Origin of the sequence: Streptomyces sp. NBC_00341, from assembly GCF_041435055.1 — a bacterium.
In the GTDB taxonomy this organism is placed as follows: domain Bacteria; phylum Actinomycetota; class Actinomycetes; order Streptomycetales; family Streptomycetaceae; genus Streptomyces.
Genome location: NZ_CP108002.1, coordinates 4,259,273 through 4,276,932, shown reverse-complemented (window position 1 = coordinate 4,276,932; position 17,660 = coordinate 4,259,273). Strand labels below are relative to the sequence as shown.

The following is a 17,660-nucleotide window of genomic DNA, read 5'->3' as shown; positions in this document are numbered from 1 at the left end:
GAACACCTTCCAGTCGCCCCCGGCAGTGCACGCAATCCACTCTTCCCCGGCCCGCCCCCACCCGCACGTCGGCGCCCGCCGGTCGCCTCCGTCACACGTCGGGCGGCGGCACCGGCGGCACAGGCGGCAGCACCCGCCGGGCCCAGATCCGGGCCGCGACCGCGCACACCGCGAGGGCGAGACCCGTACCGAAGACGATCCACACCGTGGTGCGCAGGGACGCCGTCAGCGCGTCGTAGACCGCGGCCGCCCCGTCCGTCTCGTTGCCCGGCACCTCGGCCAGCACCCGGTTGCGGGCGTAGGCGAGCGCCCCGCGCAGCAGCAGCGCGCCGGCCGCGAAGCCGGTTCCGGCGACGGCGGTGGCGGCCAGCGCGGCGAGCGCGGAGCCCCGGCGGCCGGGTCCGCCGCGCACCCAGGCCAGGACCACGGCCAGCAACGCGAACACCACCGTGCCGACAGCGGGCCAGATGCTCGCGGCGCGCAGCCACCGGAAGCTCTGCCGCAGCTGGTCGGCCCGGTCGGCGGAGACGATCTGGATGTCCGTGTGCTCGATGGGGATGCGGTCGGCGAACGGCACCCCGTTGTCCAGCAGGTTCTGCTTGACCTGTGCCGTCACGGGCGCCAGGTCGATGGTGACGCTCTCGCCGCTGCCGCCGTCCAGCGCGGCGGTGACGGCCTCGTGGGCGGTGCGGTTGGCGGCGTTCCAGGCGGCCTGGAAGGCGTCGGTGGTGGTGAAGGACCGCACGGCCTGGTGCAGGAAGCCGCGCACGGTGTCCCCGAGCGGACCGACGTCGATCTGTTTCATCGCCTCGTCGGTGATCAGGTCGGCCACGGTGTTCTGCACATCGGGGTCGGAGGCGAGCGGCGCCACGGCGGCGACGTAGCGGTCGGTGTCGTCGATCTCCAGATCGACCCAGGCGGAGAGCGCGCTCAGCGGCACCAGGACGGCGAGCAGCACCAGCAGTACCGCCGAGAGCGCCGTCGAGATGTAGGTCCGCACCTCACCAGGGAATCCCGGATGCGCCGGGAACGCTCGGGCCGTGAGCCATTCGAGTTGCCGGAGGCGTGCCCGTCCGCCCGGTCGTCTTCCCACACCCCGCGGTCAGCCGCCCGCAGGCAATGGACCGCATGACATCACCGCGTGGACGGTGGAGGCGCGGGTGAGGTCGGTGGTGATCAGGCCCGCATCGGTTCTGAGGGTCATCCTGCCTCCACGGGTGTGCAGCGGCTCCCCGCAGACGACCGTACCGTCGGGAGTGGTGACCGACACGCGTGGGCCGTCCCTGGGCGGTCCGTACCAGGCCACTGCCACGGCCCCGGTGAGCAGCGCGGCACAGCAGAGGGTGAGTGGCACGCCCCGTCCGAGGGCCTGAGCGGCGCGCAGCGCCTCGGTGTGATCCGTCGCGGTGGCATCGGGGGCGGAATCGCCGCCGCCCGGGGACGGCCGGGGCGCGGCGGGCCGGCCGTGGGCGGCGCGCAGCAGCGACAGGCCCCCCGCGCCGCCGCAGAGCAGCGCCAGGAGCAGCATGACTCCGACGCCGGCGGCGTACGGTGCGGCGAGCGAGCCGATGTCGCTGCGGCCTCGGAGGAGGCTGAACCCGACGAGCCCCGTCAGGAGCGCGGCGAGGCCGTTGCGCCAGGCCAGCGCCGACTCCCGGACCCGGGGCAGTTCCTGGTGCAGCAGAGCGCGGTGGTGCCGGGCGGCCAGCCGGTCGGCGGGGGAGCCGGCCGGTCCCGGCCGGGCCCGCCAGGTCATCTCCGCTCCCGTTCCAGCTGGATGTTCCAGTACGCTCCGCAGCCCTCCTCGTCGTCCGGCCGGCCCGGATGCCCGGTCACGCAGACACAGAGGACGGGTACCGCGACGAGCCCCGTGCCGGTGCGCCTGCGCCTGGTGCGCGACGCGGCGCGGACGACGGAGCGCGTCCACGTGTAGACCATCGTGCAGCGACAGCGCGGACAGGTGCCGGTCAGGACGGCACCGTCGCCGGTGGGCTCTATGCGCAGGCAGGCGGTGTACGCCACGGGGTAGCCGGGCTCCGTGACCTCCTCGTACGCCAGCGCGGGCCTGCTGGGCGGGGCAGCCGGGGTCGGGTCCGCCGGCGGGTTCCCTGACGGCGGGGCGGGCTCGGGCACGAGGCATCTCCCCTGGACTGCGCGGCTGACGAGGGCGGTTCGCCTTCGGTATTTGATGCTGACAGAAGACCGGGCCGCGCTCCGGCGTGACGGCCCCCGACCGCGGCGCGATCGGGGCGGGCGCCGTGCCGGAGCCCGGTGCCTGGAGTGAAGTTCCGCTGGCCAGAGGTCTGTTGTCCGGCTTCCGGTCGATTGTGGGGCGCATTCCGGAGGTTGTCACGAAACACACCTGGCGACCGGTGCGCACGGGCATCATGGCCACGACAGCGCCTCCACCGGGCAGTGAGGGACCGATGCTGTTCGAAAAGGCTTTGCGAGGAGGGGTGTTGAACGACATCGATGACGCAGGGCTGCGGGAGCGGGTGGCCGACGCGATCCGCCGGACGGCGGGAGCACGGGCGCTGCCCGGGGCGTCCGCGGGCCCACACGGAGTGGAACGCGACGCGCTGATGGCCGAACTCCGGTCTCTGCTCGCGGAGTGCGACCGGGGTCTGCCGGATGATCCGCTGAGGCAGGCGGTGGCGGCGAGGCTCGGGGCGCTGACGGGCTCGCGATGGGCGGACGGCGCGGCGGAACCCGACCGGCGCGAGGCCATACGACTGCTGCGCGGGGCGCGTGCGTCCCGCCTCCTCGCACCGGACGCCCACCTGGGCGCGGCACGCGACCTGGGCGTCCTGCTGCTGGGGCCGGTGGCGCATACCTCTTTCGGTGGTCCGGGTGAGGACACCGGCGCGATCGGCCTGGGCGGGTTCTCGCAACTGTTGTCCGTCGGCAGACCCGAGCACCTCGGTGGCGCCGGTGTCATCGAAGCCATCCCCGAGATCAGGCAACTCATGGAGGAGGTCGGTTACCGACGGGGCGGAGTCCCGCCGGACGTGCTCGAAAAGTTCGACCTGATGACGGAGGTCTCCGCGACGCTGACCGGGGGAGACACCCAGGGCCTGGCGGCCATGGCCCAGAAGCTGTTTGCCGGGGACCTCGGCCTGGAGGAAGAACTCGGCCCGATGGGCGCTGTCATCCGGGCGTTGGCTCCCTTGGCGAAACACTACGCCGGGCTTCTGGAGGCCGACGGCGCGGCACTGCCCACGTCGGACGGTGGGCCGCCTGCCGCGTCGGCCCCCTCGGACGAAGAACACGCCGGTCCGACGCTGCGGTCGAGTCTGGCCGCGGCAGGCGCTGTCCTCTCGGCACCGGATCCGGGCGGCCGGATCGACAACTGGCGCGACAGCCTGGCCCTGATCACCGAGATGGAGCAACCGGGCACGCTCGGTCGCGCGGAGTTCGCCCAGGTGGCGGCCCGGCTGGGAGATCCCGAACAGGGAGCGGACCCCGGTGATCAGCTCCTGGCCGCACTGGGCACGATGGGGCTGGGGTTTCGCGCCGGACGTCCGGAGGACTTCCAGGAGGCGCTGCGGCTGATCCGCGCGGCCGTGACGGCCGCAGGTCCGGACGATGAACTGGCCCAGATCGTACGGGGCGTACTGCCCGGCCTCCTGACCGGCGCCATGCTGGTCGGCGGCAGCCTCCAGGACCGGGAGGCTGCACGCGTCCTTCTGGAGGAGATCCCGCTTCCCGGTGTTGAGCCGCGGGACTGGGCGCTGTCCGGCTTTCCAGGATCGGCCGGGCTGCTGATCGCGAGCCAGAGCACGCGGATCCTCATGCGGGTGACCGAAGCGGCCGAGGCCGGCGACGAGGACACGCTCGAAGAGCTCGTGGGAGACCTCCTCGATCTTCTGGACACCTGCGGCATAGACGACGAGTGGGCGTTCCTCCCGTGCTACGTGCTGGGATCGGCCCACCTCGCTCTCGCCTCGCTCACCGGCAGTGTCGACTCGCTGCGCAACGCGGTGCACTACCAGGAGCAGGCGCTGACGGCCCCGAACACTCCGTCGGCGGCACGGTCGACGCTCGACATGGGCTGGGCCCCGTTGCTGACGCTCAGTTCCTATCTCGAACCCTCCGTCGAACGTATCCAGGAAGGTATCCGGCGCACCCGGCTGGCCCTGGAGGGCGTGCCCGTCATGGCGGACCAGAGAGCGCGGGCGCGGGGCACGATCGGACTGGCTCTCGACGCGGTGCACGGGCTGACCGGAGACCCGGCCGTCCTGGACGAGAGCATCCGTGAACTGGAGTGCGCCAAGGACGAGTTGGGTCCGTCCAGCCGGGCTTCCGTCGCGGCCGTTCACTGGCAGCTGGCCGAGGCGTACGGGCGGCGGGACCGGGAGGCGGACGACCTGGCCAAGGCGGTCGGGTACGCCCGGCACTCGCTGCGCACCACCGCCGATGAGGTCCTCCTCCAACAGGGAGTCCGGCACGGTCTCCAGGTCGCCAGGACCGGCGCCAGCCGTGCGTTGGCCGCCGCGGGCTGGGCGGTCCGCGCCGGGCTGCCCGCGGCGGCGGTGGCCTGTCTGGAGGAGGGCAGGGCGCTGGTCCTCGGGGCGGCGGCGGTCTCGGCGACGGTCGCCGAGCGGCTGGCGGAGCGCGGTGAGCACGACCTGGCCGAGAAGTGGCGGGCCGGCGCTCCCGCCGGAGCCGCCGGCCACGATGCGGGCGCCGGCCGGCCGCAACTGCTGGACGCCGTGCTGGGAGGGGCGTTGGGCACTCCGGAACTCCCGAGCGCGCTGCGCCGCCGGGCGCTGGAGCTGCTGCGACCCGCAGAGGAGGACGAAGCGGCCCGGCGGATACCGGACGCCTCCGAGCTGGCGGCCGCGGTCGGGCGGGCGGGGGCGGACGCGCTCGTGTACCTCCTGCCGGGGCAGGGAGGCGCGGACGGCTCCGCGGTGCTGCTGGCCCCGGGGCGCCCTCCGTGGACGCTGCCCCTGCCCGGTCTGTCGTCGAGCGGGCGGGCACCGCTCGACGCCTACTTGGACGCCGCCGCTCAGCACGCCACGGCCCGGCGGGGACAGCAGCGCTGGGAGGCCGCGCTGGACACGCTGTGCGACTGGGCGGGCGAGGCGGTGCTGACCCCGGTGCTCGACGAACTCGCGCTGTGGGAGAAGGGAATCGCGGAGGCGGCCCTGACCGGCACCGCGGCAACGGAGCCCGCACCGGAACCGGTCAGGCTGACGCTGATCGCCTGCGGGAACCTCGGTGTGGTGCCCTGGCAGGCGGCGCTGCTGGTTCCCCCTGGCCCGGTGCACGGACGCGGCCAGCCACAGGCGGGTGAGCCGGACGGGCGGGCTGCCGGCGTACGGGCGTGCGAGCTGGTGGTCCTCTCGTACGCCGCGTCCGGGCGGGAGTTCATGCGGTCGGCCGGCCGCGACCGGCTGCCGGCCGACCGGGGGCAGGCGCTGGTGTGCGTACCGGGCTGGGACCTCGACGGCGCAGAGGACGAGGTACTGGCCCTGGCCGACACCTACTACCCGGACGCGGCCCTGTACGGCACCCTGATGACCCGCGAACTGAGCCCCGTGCCGCCCGAGGGCACCCCCGGCGAAGTGCTGGACCTGCTGGGGGCGGGGGACAACGGGTGCGTCGCTCTGGTGCACCTGGCCTGCCACGGGGTGGCCGGGCCGGACCCCGCCACCTCCGCGCTGGAGCTGGGCTGGCCGCAGGACACGGAGCCGGAGGCGGGCAGACTCACGGTCACCGCCCTGCTGGACACGCCGCCCGGCCGCACCGGGGAGGCGGGGGGCCCGCTGGTCGTGCTCAGCGCCTGCGAGACCGATCTCAGCACCCGCGACCACGACGAGGCGCTGACCCTCACCACGGCCCTGGCGCACAGGCTGGCCGCCGATGTGGTGGGCTCGCGCTGGACGGCCCCGGACGTGGCCAGTGCCGTACTGATGACCGTCTTCCACGACCGCCTCGCCTCGGGGCTGGCTCCGCCGGACGCCCTGCGGGCCGCCCAGCGCTGGATGCTGGCGCCGTCCGGCCGGCGCGACGCCGTACGCGGTCTCACGCCCGAACTGAGCCGCGCTGCCGACGAACTGGACCTGTCGGTGCCGTTCGCCTGGGCCGCCTTCATCCACCAGGGCAATCCGGGTCCGGCCGGCCGGACCGGTACGACCGGGGGACAGGTGCCCGCCCGAGGGAACGGAGAGCTACGGAGATGACCCCCGACGCATTCCTCTCGCTGCTGCACCGCCACTGGCCGATCACCCTCGCCGCCCTCGACGACGGTCGGCGCGCGCGGTTCGGCGATGCCCTGAACGAACTCGCGGCGGCCGGCAACGGCAAGGCCGTCGAGCGGGCCCTGCGCACCCTGCGGATGCAACTGCGCACCCTGCCCCCCACCCATCCGGTCGCCCGGGAGCTGAGCGGCACCGTCCGCTACGCGGGCGCTCCCCGTGCCGTGGTCGTCGACCGGGTGATCCTCGGTGCACTCCTCGACGTGTTCGCCGACCCTCCGCCCGGCCCGGGGGAACTGCGCCGGGCCGCCCACGAACGCCTCTGGGAGACGCCGGCCCTGGGCCCGGCGGACCTCGGCCGGGACGCCGTCCGCGACCCCGCGGCCGCCGGGCTCATCCGGCTGAGCCACCCGGGCCTCGCGGACCGGTACCCCCGGTTCCAGTTCGCACCGGGCACGGCACGACCGCTGTCGGTGGTGTGCCGCGTCAACCACACTCTGATGGCCGGCAAGGACCCCTGGGGCGCCGCCGACTGGTGGCTCGGGCGCAACCGATGGCTGGCGGGGATTCCGGCCGAACTCCTCGGTGCCGTCCCCGACGAGGACCTCGCACAGGCCGCACTCGAACTGGTGGGGGGCCCCTGATGGACCGGATGCCGCCCACCGGCGTGACCATGCGTCCCCTGCTGCGCACGCTGCCCGAGGGCACGGAGCTGTGGCGCTGCCACCAGCACACGTACGGACCCGAATCCTTCAACCCCAACCGCGCCCACCCGTACTTCGGCGGCAGCCGCTTCGACGCCACCGAGCAGGACCCCTACCCCTTCCTCTACGCCGCGCTCGATCCCGTCACCGCACTGTGCGAAGTCCTGCTGCGCTCGGTCGACTACGAGGACCGCACAGCGGTGCGGCTGATCCCCTGGGCCCAGGCCTCCCGGTACCGGCTCTCGGTGCTGCGCACCACCCGCGAGCTGTCGCTCATCGAGCTGTCGACGGCCGAGGGGCTGGCCGCCGTCTGGCAGGACTCCTGGCTGGTCGACTCCGAGTCCGGGGACTATCCGAAGACCCGCTACTGGGTGCGGTTGATGCGGGAGCACACCGCCGAAGCACACGGTCTGGTGTGGGAGTCGAAGCGGTGCCGGCCCAGGAGCGCCCTGCAGCTCTTCGGTGACCGCTGCGGGGACGGGCCGCTGGTCACCGACACAGCGAGCAGCCTTCCGCTCGACTCGCCCGAGGGCCTGGCCGAGGCGAACCGGCTGCTCAACCCGCTCCGTGCGGTCATCTCGTCTCCATGGCCCGACTGACGCCCTCCCCGGACGGGCCGCCGCGGTGCCGCCTCGTACGCCGTCGTCCGGGGCGCCGGGCGACGGCGTCTCAGCAAGGCCCTTCCCCCGCGAGGCGGACGGTGCAGCCGACCGTACGGCCCAGCCGGAGGCGGTCACCGTGCCGCAGCCGGTGCCTTTCGCCGGGCAGCAGCGGAGTGTCGTTCACCCAGGTGCCGTTCATGGTCCCGCCGGTCTCCTCGGTGACCCAGACCGTCCCGTCGGGGTCCAGGGATACGCCGGCGTGCCGACGGGACACGGTGGTCTGCTCCCTGAAGGAACCGGCCGAGTCGGGGGCCCAGCCCGGATCCCTGCCGAGCCGCAGGGGCTCCCCGGGGAGGACGGGAAGCGACAGGGCCAGCGTGTCGAAGTACAGCACCGCGCGGGCGCCGGCCGGCATCGGCCCGCCGCGGGCGCGCTGCCTTCCGGGCTCCCCGCTCCCGACCCGGGCCAGACAGCGCGGACAGCGCACGGTCACGGAGGGCACGAGAGCCGCGCAACCGGGGCAGCGCACGCCGGAGTCGGCCGCCGGGCTCTCCGGGGGCGGTGGCGGCGTCGCGGGTACGCCCTCGGGCAGGACGGGCTCCCACTCGTCCAGATCGTCGTACGCGTCGTCGCGGCCCCCGTCGTCCACCCCGGCGCCCCGGACGGCCCCGGTCAACGCTGCGCCGGAACGAAGCCCGGGGACGCCTCGGTACTGATCTCCACCCGGCCGTCGTCGCGCTCATGGACGTCCTGCACCAGTACGGTCCAGCCCGCCCCGATCGTCGGATCGGCGAACAGGGCGCGGGCCAGCGGGTTGATCAGGTGGGTTTCCAGCGTCATGCCGATGCCCCGGCCGCCGTTCCACAGGTCTTTCGTGCAGTGTTCGGTCAGCTGGGCCCGGGCATGCGGAGAGAGCTCCAGGGTGACGCGGTGCTCGGCCAGCAACTGGCGCCGGATGTTGTCGATCTGGAGGGTCATGATCCGTTTGGCGACGTCGAGGGCGATGAAGTTGAAGACCACCACATTGCCGCCGAGCCGGTTCATCAGCTCGGGACGGCCGATGACGTGCTCGAAGTGGCGCTTCACGTTCAGCCGCACGGTCCGGGCCAGCTCCCGGTAGGGGGTCTGCGGGTGCACGATCCACTCCCTCTCCTCGGTGTGCGGGTCGGTGCGCTGCACCCCCAGGTTGGAGGTGAAGATCAGCACGCACTCGCTGAAGTACGTGGTGACACCCTGTCCGTCGGTGAGCCTGCCGTCCTCCAGCACCTGGAGGAACTTGTCGAGAACTCCCTTGTCGGCCTTCTCGATCTCGTCGAAGAGGATCACCCGGAACGGATTGCCGCGCACCGCCGTCGTCAGCTCCCCGCCCGCCTCGTACCCCACGTAGCCGGGCGGGGCACCCACCAGGCGGTCCGCCGAGTGCGACGAGGAGAACTCGCTCATGTCGAAGCGCAGGTAGGCCTGGTCGCTGTCGAACAGCACCGACGCGACGGCCTTGGCGAGCTCGGTCTTGCCCGTACCGGTGGGCCCCACGAAGAACAGCACACCGCGCGGACGGTGGCCCGGGTTGCTGGCCTGGGAGCCGGACAGGCCCATCGCGGCGCGTTTGAGGATGTCCAGGGTCATGGAGACGGCGGCCTCCTGACCGAGGACCCTGTGCGGCACGCTGCGTTCGCCCGCGATGATGCGCTGCCGGATCTCGTCGCGCCGCCACGGATTCTTCTCCACTCCCAGCCGGTACATCCGTACCGCGTCGGGCATGGCGCCGAACGGCATCCCCCGGGCGACCGCCAGATCGAGGGACTGCCGCATGGCCCGCAGCGAAAGACCCGTGGCGGCCCGCGCGAAGGCGTCCACAGGGTCCTTCCCCGTCGCCCCGCCATCGGCGCGGTGTCCGTCGTCGCCCGCCGTGCCCGGCCGGAGCCGGGCCGCTACGGAGTGGTCGTGCCGCAGGAGCACGGCCATCCGCCGGCGTTCGTCGGCGTCCGGTTCGGGCACCGCGATGGTCCGGATGCGTTCACTGCCGGAGACCAGCCAGCTCGGCAGCTCGCGTTCGCCCTCGGTGAGCCAGATGACCGGGTTGAACAGGGGGGTGGAGCCGCGGCTGCGGGAGGCGGACAGCACGCCCGGTGGCAGCGGGACCGGGGCGGCCTGATCGGCGAGCTGGAGGCAGCTCATGAAGAAGTCGCGCTCGGACTCGGTGAGCCGGGTGACATCGGTGGTGAGCCGGGCCGCGTGATCGATGAGCAGGGCGACCCGGAGAGGCTCCCGCGCATGACCGTTGCCCTGGGCGTCGCGCCGCTGCTCGGCCCACCCCGTGACGATGCCGCGCAGCGACGGTTCGATCTCCGTGAGGTCCGACGGGCGGTGCCGGGTGGTGGACTGCCGGGAGGTGCGCAGCAGTTCCTCGGCCATCAGCTGTTCGGGGCCCGCGACGACGCGGAAGCCGCGGATCTGGTCGTAGCGGATCAGCGCCTGGTACCCCAGCGGCCGCAGGGAGTTCCACACGACCTCGACCAGTGAGTGGTGGGCTTCCCGGGACCGATGGCGCACCAGGTGCAGGTCCTGGATGTTGCCGTGCAGGACGTACTGGGAATGCACGCTCAGAGTGCCGGTCAGTTCGGTGACGAACCGGGGCGCCGCGTGTTCGGGGCCCCCTCCCTCCGCACCGTCCGGGGCTTTGACCAGTCCTGAGCCGCCGCCCGGACGGTTCGTACCGTCCTCCTGGGACCGGGTGTCCTCGATGCCATGGGTACTCACACCCTTCCTCCGCTTCCTCGGTCGTGTGTGTTGCCCGCCGGGCGGTTGCCGGCCGGCGGGTCAGTGGTCGTCGGCCGGAGCCGTGCGGTACCTGGGCCCGTCCGTGGCCCGGCGCTCCCGCTTCTCGGTCCTGTCCCCGGATACCGGCGCACGGGCGCCGGCGGTGCCCTCGTCGAGGACGAGGACGTCCTCCTCCCCGTGTACGCCCGGCAGGGTGCCGCTCTCCTCGAAGGAGAAGTCCAGGACGACGCCGAGCCGCAGCGTGGTGTCCCGCAGCCCGCTCAGGTGGCCGGCCGCCTGATGACACCGTTCGTCGTCCAGGGCGAGCGCGTCCGCATCGCGTTCGCCGGGCTGTTCGCGGCGCATGGTGACCACCCGTGCGTGCTTGCCGTCCACGGCGAACCGCAGCCAGTGCCCGTCGTCCCAGCCGGGAGGTGTCCAGTCGATGCGGGTGGGCCGGTCCCGCTGGTGCGGTGTGGTGGTCCACCGGTCGTCGAAACGGTCCGTCCCGGAGACGGCGAGCCGCAGCATCCGCTCGATGTACCGGCGTTCCAGCTCCGCGAGCCGCTCCGTCACCCGGTCGTCCACCTGCCGCTGCTCGTGGGGTTCCAGTGGGCGGCCCTCGTCGAGCACCCTGTGCAGCAGCGCGATCTCGGCCGGAGCGGGGTGCAGCGGGTCCGTGTCGGTCCGGGCGGTGATCTCCAGGAAGTGGAGCTGTGCCGCGGCCCGTTCCTCGGTGTCGCGGCGGGCCCGGACGGCACGGTTGGTGTCGGCGACGAAGCGGCGTGCCTCGCGCAGGTGGGTACGGGCCTTGGCCGGCCGGTCCACGGCGGAGGCCAGCGCGTGCCGTACCGCGGCGGTGGCGGGCGCGGCGTCCGCGGGCGTGGCGGCCGGGTCGAGGCCGGCGAGCAGCTGGGCCCCGATCCGTACGGCGTCCTCGTACCGCAGCTCCTCTGCGGCCGGCGGCTGCGGCAGTGCCTCGTTCCCGTGGTGCGCGGAGGTGCCGGCTTCCGCCGGTACCGACGCGCGCCGGGCCCGCAGCTCACGCTGCCAGGTGTCGTCGTCCGGGCCGGCGAAGGCGTTCCCGATCTCCCGCAGGGCCCAGTCGGCGTGCGCGGCTTCGGCACGGCACATCCGGTCCTCCAGGACCGCCAGTTCCTCGCGCAAGCGGCACAGGGGCATGCCCACCGGGCTGAGGGGGCCGGGGAGGCCGGGCCGGGGAGGCCGGGGAGTCCCGGGCGAGGCCATCCGTGCGGCCCGCCGCACCCGTGCGATCAGCGCCGCCCGCCGCGCGTTCGCCCGTGTGGCGGCGAAGGCAGCGGCCTCCCACTGCTGGGCGGCGCAGGCGGCCGACTCCTGCCTCCGTTCGAGGCACGCCTGCTCATCGGCGGCCCGTACGGCCGCCGCCGCGAGGACCTGGGTGGTGACGAGGGCGGCCCGTCCGGCCAGCAGCGCTCCGCTGAGGGCTCCCAGGGCGACGGCAGCCGGGGCCAGCAGCTCGTGCAGCCCGTGGGCAGCCGCGTCTGCCAGGTGTCCGCCGGCCTGGTGGACGGCGTCCCCCACTCCTGGCGCATGACCGACGCCGGCGTGGCCGAAGGCCTGGCCGTGCGGGACGAGACCGCCGACGGACTGGCCGGTCGGCGCGTAGTCCAGCGTGGGCATCACGTCGCCGATCGAGGGCAGGGCGATTCCGGAACTCATCGGTCTCCTCCACGAGGCGGGGACGGCCGCCGCGCCGGGTGCAGGGCCGTCGGCCCGGCCGCCGCGGTGCGCATGGCGGCCCGGTTACGCAGCCGGTGCAGTTCCCGGTGCCGGGAGGTCAGACGGCGCACCGTCCAGGCGGTGAGCGCCACGACGGTGCCGGCCGGCCAGGCCCAGGGTGCGACGGTGACGGCGTAGACCGCCAGGGCGACCGCCGCGGCCAGCAGCGCGGCCGACGGCAGCAGGGTGCGCAGGCCGCCGGACCGGGCGAACCGGGCGGGCCGCCCCGAGGTGGCGATCAGCCGCCCGGCGAGCGACCACCGGGGATGGTAGGCGGGCGGGCCGATGAACGCCGCGACGGAGAGCTCCATGGCGAACACCGCGGCGGCGGCGGGCAGGGCTTGTCCCCAGGCGAGCACGACCGCCTGCTGAGAGGCCCATCCGGCGACATCGGCGAGCCCGATCACGAAACCCCACGGCACGGTGGCCACGGTGGCGCCCAGTAGCGCCCAGCCCAGCGTCGGCGGGCGCTCCAGCCGGCGCAGCCAGGCGGCGGTGGCGTCCAGATCGGCGGCGAGCAGCCGGTCGGCCTCCGCCTCGGCCAGCTCTCCGTGGCGTGCCCCGGCCTCGGTGGCGGCGGTATCGGCCAGCAGCCGCGCGGCGGTCAGGCGCAGAGTGTCGTCCGGATCGGCGACGAGCCGGTCGTACCACTCGACGGGCACCGGCAGAGCGTCGCGCACCGCGCCGGCCCCGCGCACCAGCTCCGCGGTGACCCGCCCCGGCTCACGGGCCAGGCGCAGCAGAGCCGCGTCGACGGCGGCCGTGTGGCGCAGCCGGGCCCGCGCGGCGCCGCGGTCGCGGGGTCCGCCACGCGCCAGGATCTCGTTCGTCAGCGGCCGCCAGGCCGCACGGTGCGCGGACCACTGCCGTTGCACCTCGTCCAGCCCCGCGCCGCCCGGTCGTTCGGCGAGCAGGGGCAGCAGTTCGTGGTGGAGCAGGTCGGTCAGTACCGCCTGGGCCTCGGTGTCACCGTCCGCGACGGCCGACGCGAGACGCCGGATGCCCAGGGTGTCCAGGGGCAGGCCGTGGTGGGAGACGTCCAGCCGCGGGCCGAGCCAGTTGATCAGCCGTGTCGTGGTCGGGGCATCCGGCGGCTCGCCGAGTTCCGAGCACAGCGCGACGAGTTGTTCGCTCTCCTCGGAGCCGCGGCCGGGCGCGTCGATGAGCTGGCCCAGCCATTCGACCAGTCCGGCCCGCCGGTTCCGGCGTGCCAGCAGCCGCCCGGCGGCGACGCGGTTGACGTCCAGCAGACGGGCCAGCTCCTCGGGTCCGGTGACGTCCCGGCCCATGAAGGGGAAGGGCCGCAGCGTGCGCCGGGGCGGGAGGTCGTGCGGCGCGGCACCGGTCGTCCGGGGCGCGACCGGCGGGTGTTCGCCCCGCAGCCAGGCCGCCACCTGCTCGCCACCCCAACGGTGCTCCGGGGCTCGGGTGAGCAGTCCTTGGCAGAGCAGCAGCATGCGGGGGTCGGTCACCAGGGGCAGTTCGGGGTCGTGGGTCGCGACCTCGGTCAGTACCTCCTCATCGCCGCGGAAGTCGATCGGGTGGCTGCCACCCGCCAGTTCGGCGACGACCATGCCCAGGGACCACCAGTCGACGGCCGGGGTCACGGCCTGCCGGTGCGGTCCCGCCTCCGGCGCCAGGTACAACGGTTTGCCCACCCAGCCGCGCCGGCCCGGCCGGTCCTGCTGGGGCTGGTGCACCGCCGCGCCGAAGTCGATCAGCACCAGTTCGGGGCGGTCCTCGTTCTGGATGCGCACCATGACGTTGTCGGGCGTGACATCGCGGTGCACGATGTCACGCGCGTGCACCGCGACCAGCGCTTGGTGGAGCTGCTCCACGACGGCCCGGACGAGGGCGGGCGACAGCGGTCCCGGGTGGCCGGCGTGGTAGCGGGCGAGGTCGGTCTCGCCGTAGGACAGGGCGAGTTCGTAGGGGTGGCCGTCGGCCGTACCGCTCTCCAGCAGCCCGGCGACCGGCCCGGCGGTGCTCTCGGCCAGGAAGCGGCGGACGCCGGGGTCGGGGCCGAACCGGTGGTGGTACCACTTCAGTACGAGGGGGACATCGGTGGGCATGTGCCGGGCTTCCCTGTCCTTGACCCGCAGCACCACGGCCTGAGAAGGCCGGTGGACGCTGCTCAGCACCTGGGTGAGGTCGAAGCGTCCGCTCAGCGCGGCCGGCACCCGGTCCAGCCCCCTGCGGCTCTCCGCGTCCCGTCGGTTGTCGTAGCCGGTGCCGGACTCGTGGACATCCATTTCGGTGGGCGGCGGAATGCTCATGTGACGGGCCTTCCGGTGTCGGTGACGGTGTCGGCGAGGAGTAAGGGGAAGCGGACGGCGACGGGCAGGACGGAAGCGGTGGCCGCGGCGCCCGGTGGCGGACGGAGCAGACGCTTCCGGTTCGCCGGGCGAAGCCCGTGCGGCGGACGGGCACGGCGCCTCCGCCCCCACGGGTCGGCGGAGGGCCGGCCGAGGTGGCCGAGACGCCCTCCCGCCCGCCCGCGGGCGGGCATATCGTGGCGGCCATGAGCCAGGAGATCCCGCACTCCTCGTCCACCCCGGGCCCCCTCGGGTCCAAAGCCCCGGAAACACCCCGAACACCCGGGTCGGGGAGCTCCGGCGTGCCCGGGACCCCCGGTGGCCGCGCCCTGGTGCCGCTGCCCGGTGCCGAGCGGCTGGCGGCGGAACTGCGGGCGCTGCGCAGGCCCGGTCTGTCCGGACTGCGCACACTGCGGCCCGAGGGCCTGATCCGGGTGGCCGTCGCCGCGGGTCTGTGCGTGGGGTCCGACGACGCGGCCGCCGGGGTGGAGGCGCTGCTGCGGGCCGGGGTACGGCACCTCGGCGGGCACACCCTCTCCGCCGACGGAGCCCGCGGTGACCCGCTGGCCAGGGCGGCGGCACACACCTTCGGGCTGCTGCCGGACCGGCGGGGTGTGTCCGGCCAGGAGCGGCGGAAGGCCGCGGCGGCCGTCTACGGTGTCACGTCCGAACGCTTCCGCAAGAGCCAGGAGCGGGAAGTGACCGACGAACTGGCGCTCGCGGTACTGGCGGTGGCCCGTACGGCCGCCTCCGGACGGTCCCCGGCCGGTCCGGTCGCGCAGGAGGCGGGCGTACCGCCCGCGAGGACACCGGAGCCGGTGCCCGATCCACCGGCCCGGCTGACCGGTCCGCCCCTGCCGGCCGTCGCGGGGCAGCGCGTCAGCGTGCACGTCGCGTCCATCGAACTGCTGCGGGACATCGACATATTGGTGTCCTCGGAGAACATCTATCTGGAGATGTCCAAGACGTTCCGTTCGACGGTGTCCGGGTCGCTGCGCCGGGCCGCCGCGATCCGCAACGAGTCCGGCGAGACGGTCGACGACGTCCTCGCCCGTGAACTGGAGGAGTGGATGCGGGCCCACGGCCGGGCAGGGCTGCCGGTACGGCCGGGCACCGTCGTGCCGACCTCGCCGGGCGCCCTCGCCGAGCGCGGGGTGCGCCGCATCCACCACGCGGCCGTCGCTTCCCCCACGAGCGACGGTCACGGCTACCGGGTCGATCCGCACGTCCTGGCCGAGGCGGTATCGGCGAGCTTCCGGCTGGCCCGCGCGGAGCGCGACAGCTACGACCCGCCACTCTCCTCCCTCTGTTTCCCCCTGCTCGGCGCGGGTCATGGGCTGCCGCCGGAGAAGGCGGCGCGCTGGCTGTGCTGGGCCGTCCACGAGGAACTGCGCCGGGATCCGTCCTGGACGGTGCACCTGGTGGCCCAGCGCCCCGAACTGGCGAAGCTGCTCACGGTCGCCAGCTCCGCTCCCTGAGCCGTAACCCACGTTCACCCAGCCACCTTTCCCAGTGCGAGAGTTCCCCTCGCCGGGGGACTCCGAGGAGCCGTACCGCGGGAGGGCCTGCCGGCCCCGTCGACGCCCCTGCGGGCGTCACGACGATCTGCACCGACGGCCCGTCCGCCTCCCGGCCCAGATGCGGTGCGTACCGGATCCGGCCCAGCGCGGTGCGCGGCGCGAGCCGCTGGTTCGCCGAGCCGCGCCAGACCAGCCGGGTGGGTTCGGCGATCCGGAAACGTCCGGTCACCACGGCGTCCGCGTGGGCCAGGGCGGCATGCCGGACAACGTCCAGTTCGGACTCCTCGTACCCGGTGTAGACGAGCAGGTCGGCGGGGAGACCGTCGGCGGCCGAGCCGTGACGGGGATGCGCGGAACGAAGCCGCGCGGCGCCCCGGAGCAGCTCCGCCAGGGCCACGGGCTGGTCGAGCGGCTCGCCGCCGCTCACCGTCAGGCCCTCGGCGCCGTCGGCGAGCGCGGCGCGCCACAGGTCCAACAGCGTTTCCACATCAACGGGTTCACCCCCGTGCGGCGCCCAGGTGTGCCGCGACATGCAGCCGGCGCAGGCCAGCGGGCAGCCCTGCAGCCAGATGCCCAGCCGTCGGCCGGGACCCAGTGTCTCCAGCGGAAAGTGCGTCCCGCTGAGTTCGATCCTCATCCGCCTCCCCCTTTCTTTCGCGACCCGCGTCCGTACCGGTGAGGCCGGCGCGGCGGTAGGGACACTGCCGGGCGGGCCGGGCCGGGCATCGTGCCCCGGCATGCACCGTCCGGAATCGAGTATCGAGGGAATGGCCGGGGCGCCGCACATTTCTTCCGGTGTATCTCCGGGCGTTTCCGGGAGCGTCCCGGTTGCTTTCCGGGCCGATTCCGGATGTCTTCCGGGAAGGCCCCCGCCGGGGCGAATGGCTGGGCGAAAGGCCGGAAATCTACCTTATTCCGTCGGCTACGCTCCGTCCTCCTGATTCGGCTTCGAATTTGGCTTCGGAATGAAAAGGGAATTACCGAAAGGGAACTGTGACGGGGGAAGGGACTGCGTCATGAGAATCGATACGGGCCGGTTCAGCAGTTCGGCCCGGTACGCCTGGCCGGGCCGGACCACGGCGTTCCACGACCGGCGTCAGGGGCGGAAGGACGCACCGGGCCTGCGGGCCCGGCTCGATTCGTTGCCGCACCCGGACACCTGGGAGCGGGACACCGATCCGTACCCGCAGCTGCTGACCCCCCATGTGCTGGGGATACGGGCGAGCGCGTCGCGAGGGGCCGACCGGCTGCGCTCACGGCTGCTGCACGGTGAACGCGCGCTGTGCGCACGGATCCACGCCGAGTCGGTACGGGTGGTCACCCAGTACGACGTGCGGCAGAACCCCACGCCGGCCGCCCTCGCCCGGTACGGCGAACTCATCGGCGTGTGGCGGACCTCGGCCGGTGTGTGCCGGGTCAGGGCCACTGTCCTGACCCATGAGGCGAACCAGCGGCTCGCCCATTACTGGGACGCCGTCCTGGTCAGCTTCCAGCCGCCGTCCGAGGGGCCGCTCACGGCGGGACACCTGCGGCGACTGCCCGGCCGCGTCGACCTCGACGAGTCCTGGCGGCGCACCGACGACTGGCTGTGGGCGGACGGCGGACCGTGGCCCGCACCGGCCCCCGGCCCGTCCGGCCACCCGGTGGTCCGTGCGCTGGCCATCCTCGCCGCACAGCCCGGGAGGGACGCCGGGGCCGGTATCCCTCAGGGGGACGCCGCGGCGGATCCGGAACGGGGGCACGGATGATCCGCCCGAAGCAGGCCCCCTCCCCGGCGCCGCCCGCGAACACCGGC

At 73.9% G+C, this 17,660-nt stretch carries 13 protein-coding genes; 5 read left to right on the top strand and 8 right to left on the bottom strand.

Annotation, left to right across the window (positions count from 1 at the left end; all coding sequences use genetic code 11):
- Positions 1-91 precede the first annotated feature (91 nt).
- From OG892_RS19220 to OG892_RS19210, 3 genes are all read right to left on the bottom strand, one after another.
- Positions 92-1,000 carry a hypothetical protein gene (locus tag OG892_RS19220; RefSeq protein ID WP_371629804.1) on the bottom strand — a complete coding sequence of 303 codons (909 nt, stop codon included), beginning with the start codon at positions 998-1,000 and terminating at the stop codon, positions 92-94.
- 102 nt (positions 1,001-1,102) lie between these two features.
- On the bottom strand, positions 1,103-1,756 hold the full coding sequence (locus OG892_RS19215) for a hypothetical protein (RefSeq protein ID WP_328866362.1): 654 nt from the start codon (positions 1,754-1,756) through the stop codon (positions 1,103-1,105).
- Positions 1,753-2,133, bottom strand: a complete 381-nt coding sequence (locus OG892_RS19210; protein ID WP_073733368.1) for a hypothetical protein — start codon at positions 2,131-2,133, stop codon at positions 1,753-1,755. The genes OG892_RS19215 and OG892_RS19210 overlap by 4 nt, the downstream gene beginning before the upstream one ends.
- Positions 2,134-2,459: 326 nt before the next feature.
- Here OG892_RS19210 and OG892_RS19205 point away from each other — a divergent pair, with 326 nt between their 5' ends.
- From OG892_RS19205 to OG892_RS19195, 3 genes are read left to right on the top strand one after another with little or no spacing between them, the layout of a single operon-like run.
- The gene (locus tag OG892_RS19205) at positions 2,460-6,188 is read left to right on the top strand and encodes a CHAT domain-containing protein (protein WP_371629803.1); all 3,729 of its coding nucleotides are present in this window, start codon (positions 2,460-2,462) and stop codon (positions 6,186-6,188) included.
- Positions 6,185-6,847, top strand: coding sequence for a hypothetical protein (locus OG892_RS19200; RefSeq protein ID WP_371629802.1), 663 nt, complete (start codon positions 6,185-6,187; stop codon positions 6,845-6,847). Before OG892_RS19205 ends, OG892_RS19200 begins: the two co-directional genes overlap by 4 nt.
- Complete coding sequence (locus tag OG892_RS19195) at positions 6,847-7,506, top strand: RES family NAD+ phosphorylase (RefSeq protein ID WP_242436530.1); 660 nt, start codon at positions 6,847-6,849, stop codon at positions 7,504-7,506. The genes OG892_RS19200 and OG892_RS19195 overlap by 1 nt, the downstream gene beginning before the upstream one ends.
- 70 nt (positions 7,507-7,576) lie before the next feature.
- Here OG892_RS19195 and OG892_RS19190 read toward each other — a convergent pair whose 3' ends face one another.
- Genes OG892_RS19190 through OG892_RS19175 form a run of 4 tightly spaced genes read right to left on the bottom strand, consistent with a single transcriptional unit; the run spans position 7,577 to position 14,306 of the window.
- On the bottom strand, positions 7,577-8,185 hold the full coding sequence (locus OG892_RS19190) for an FHA domain-containing protein (protein WP_371629801.1): 609 nt from the start codon (positions 8,183-8,185) through the stop codon (positions 7,577-7,579).
- Positions 8,182-10,269, bottom strand: a complete 2,088-nt coding sequence (locus OG892_RS19185) for an AAA family ATPase (RefSeq protein WP_371629800.1) — start codon at positions 10,267-10,269, stop codon at positions 8,182-8,184. The genes OG892_RS19190 and OG892_RS19185 overlap by 4 nt, the downstream gene beginning before the upstream one ends.
- A 60-nt stretch (positions 10,270-10,329) precedes the next feature.
- Positions 10,330-11,970, bottom strand: a complete 1,641-nt coding sequence (locus OG892_RS19180; RefSeq protein WP_073733372.1) for a hypothetical protein — start codon at positions 11,968-11,970, stop codon at positions 10,330-10,332.
- Positions 11,967-14,306: a protein kinase gene (locus tag OG892_RS19175; RefSeq protein WP_371629799.1), complete on the bottom strand. Its 2,340-nt coding sequence runs from the start codon at positions 14,304-14,306 to the stop codon at positions 11,967-11,969. Before OG892_RS19175 ends, OG892_RS19180 begins: the two co-directional genes overlap by 4 nt.
- Before the next feature lie 341 nt (positions 14,307-14,647).
- Here OG892_RS19175 and OG892_RS19170 point away from each other — a divergent pair, with 341 nt between their 5' ends.
- A complete protein-coding gene (locus tag OG892_RS19170; RefSeq protein ID WP_073733374.1) occupies positions 14,648-15,823 on the top strand; it encodes a macro domain-containing protein in 1,176 nt (391 codons plus the stop codon).
- On the opposite strand, the gene OG892_RS19165 is transcribed toward OG892_RS19170, so the two are convergent.
- The gene (locus tag OG892_RS19165; protein WP_073733375.1) at positions 15,798-16,502 is read right to left on the bottom strand and encodes a 4Fe-4S single cluster domain-containing protein; all 705 of its coding nucleotides are present in this window, start codon (positions 16,500-16,502) and stop codon (positions 15,798-15,800) included. The genes OG892_RS19170 and OG892_RS19165 overlap by 26 nt on opposite strands.
- A 379-nt stretch (positions 16,503-16,881) precedes the next feature.
- On the opposite strand from OG892_RS19165, the gene OG892_RS19160 reads away from it, so the two are divergent.
- The gene (locus OG892_RS19160; RefSeq protein WP_073733376.1) at positions 16,882-17,613 is read left to right on the top strand and encodes a hypothetical protein; all 732 of its coding nucleotides are present in this window, start codon (positions 16,882-16,884) and stop codon (positions 17,611-17,613) included.
- Positions 17,614-17,660: the final 47 nt, after the last annotated feature.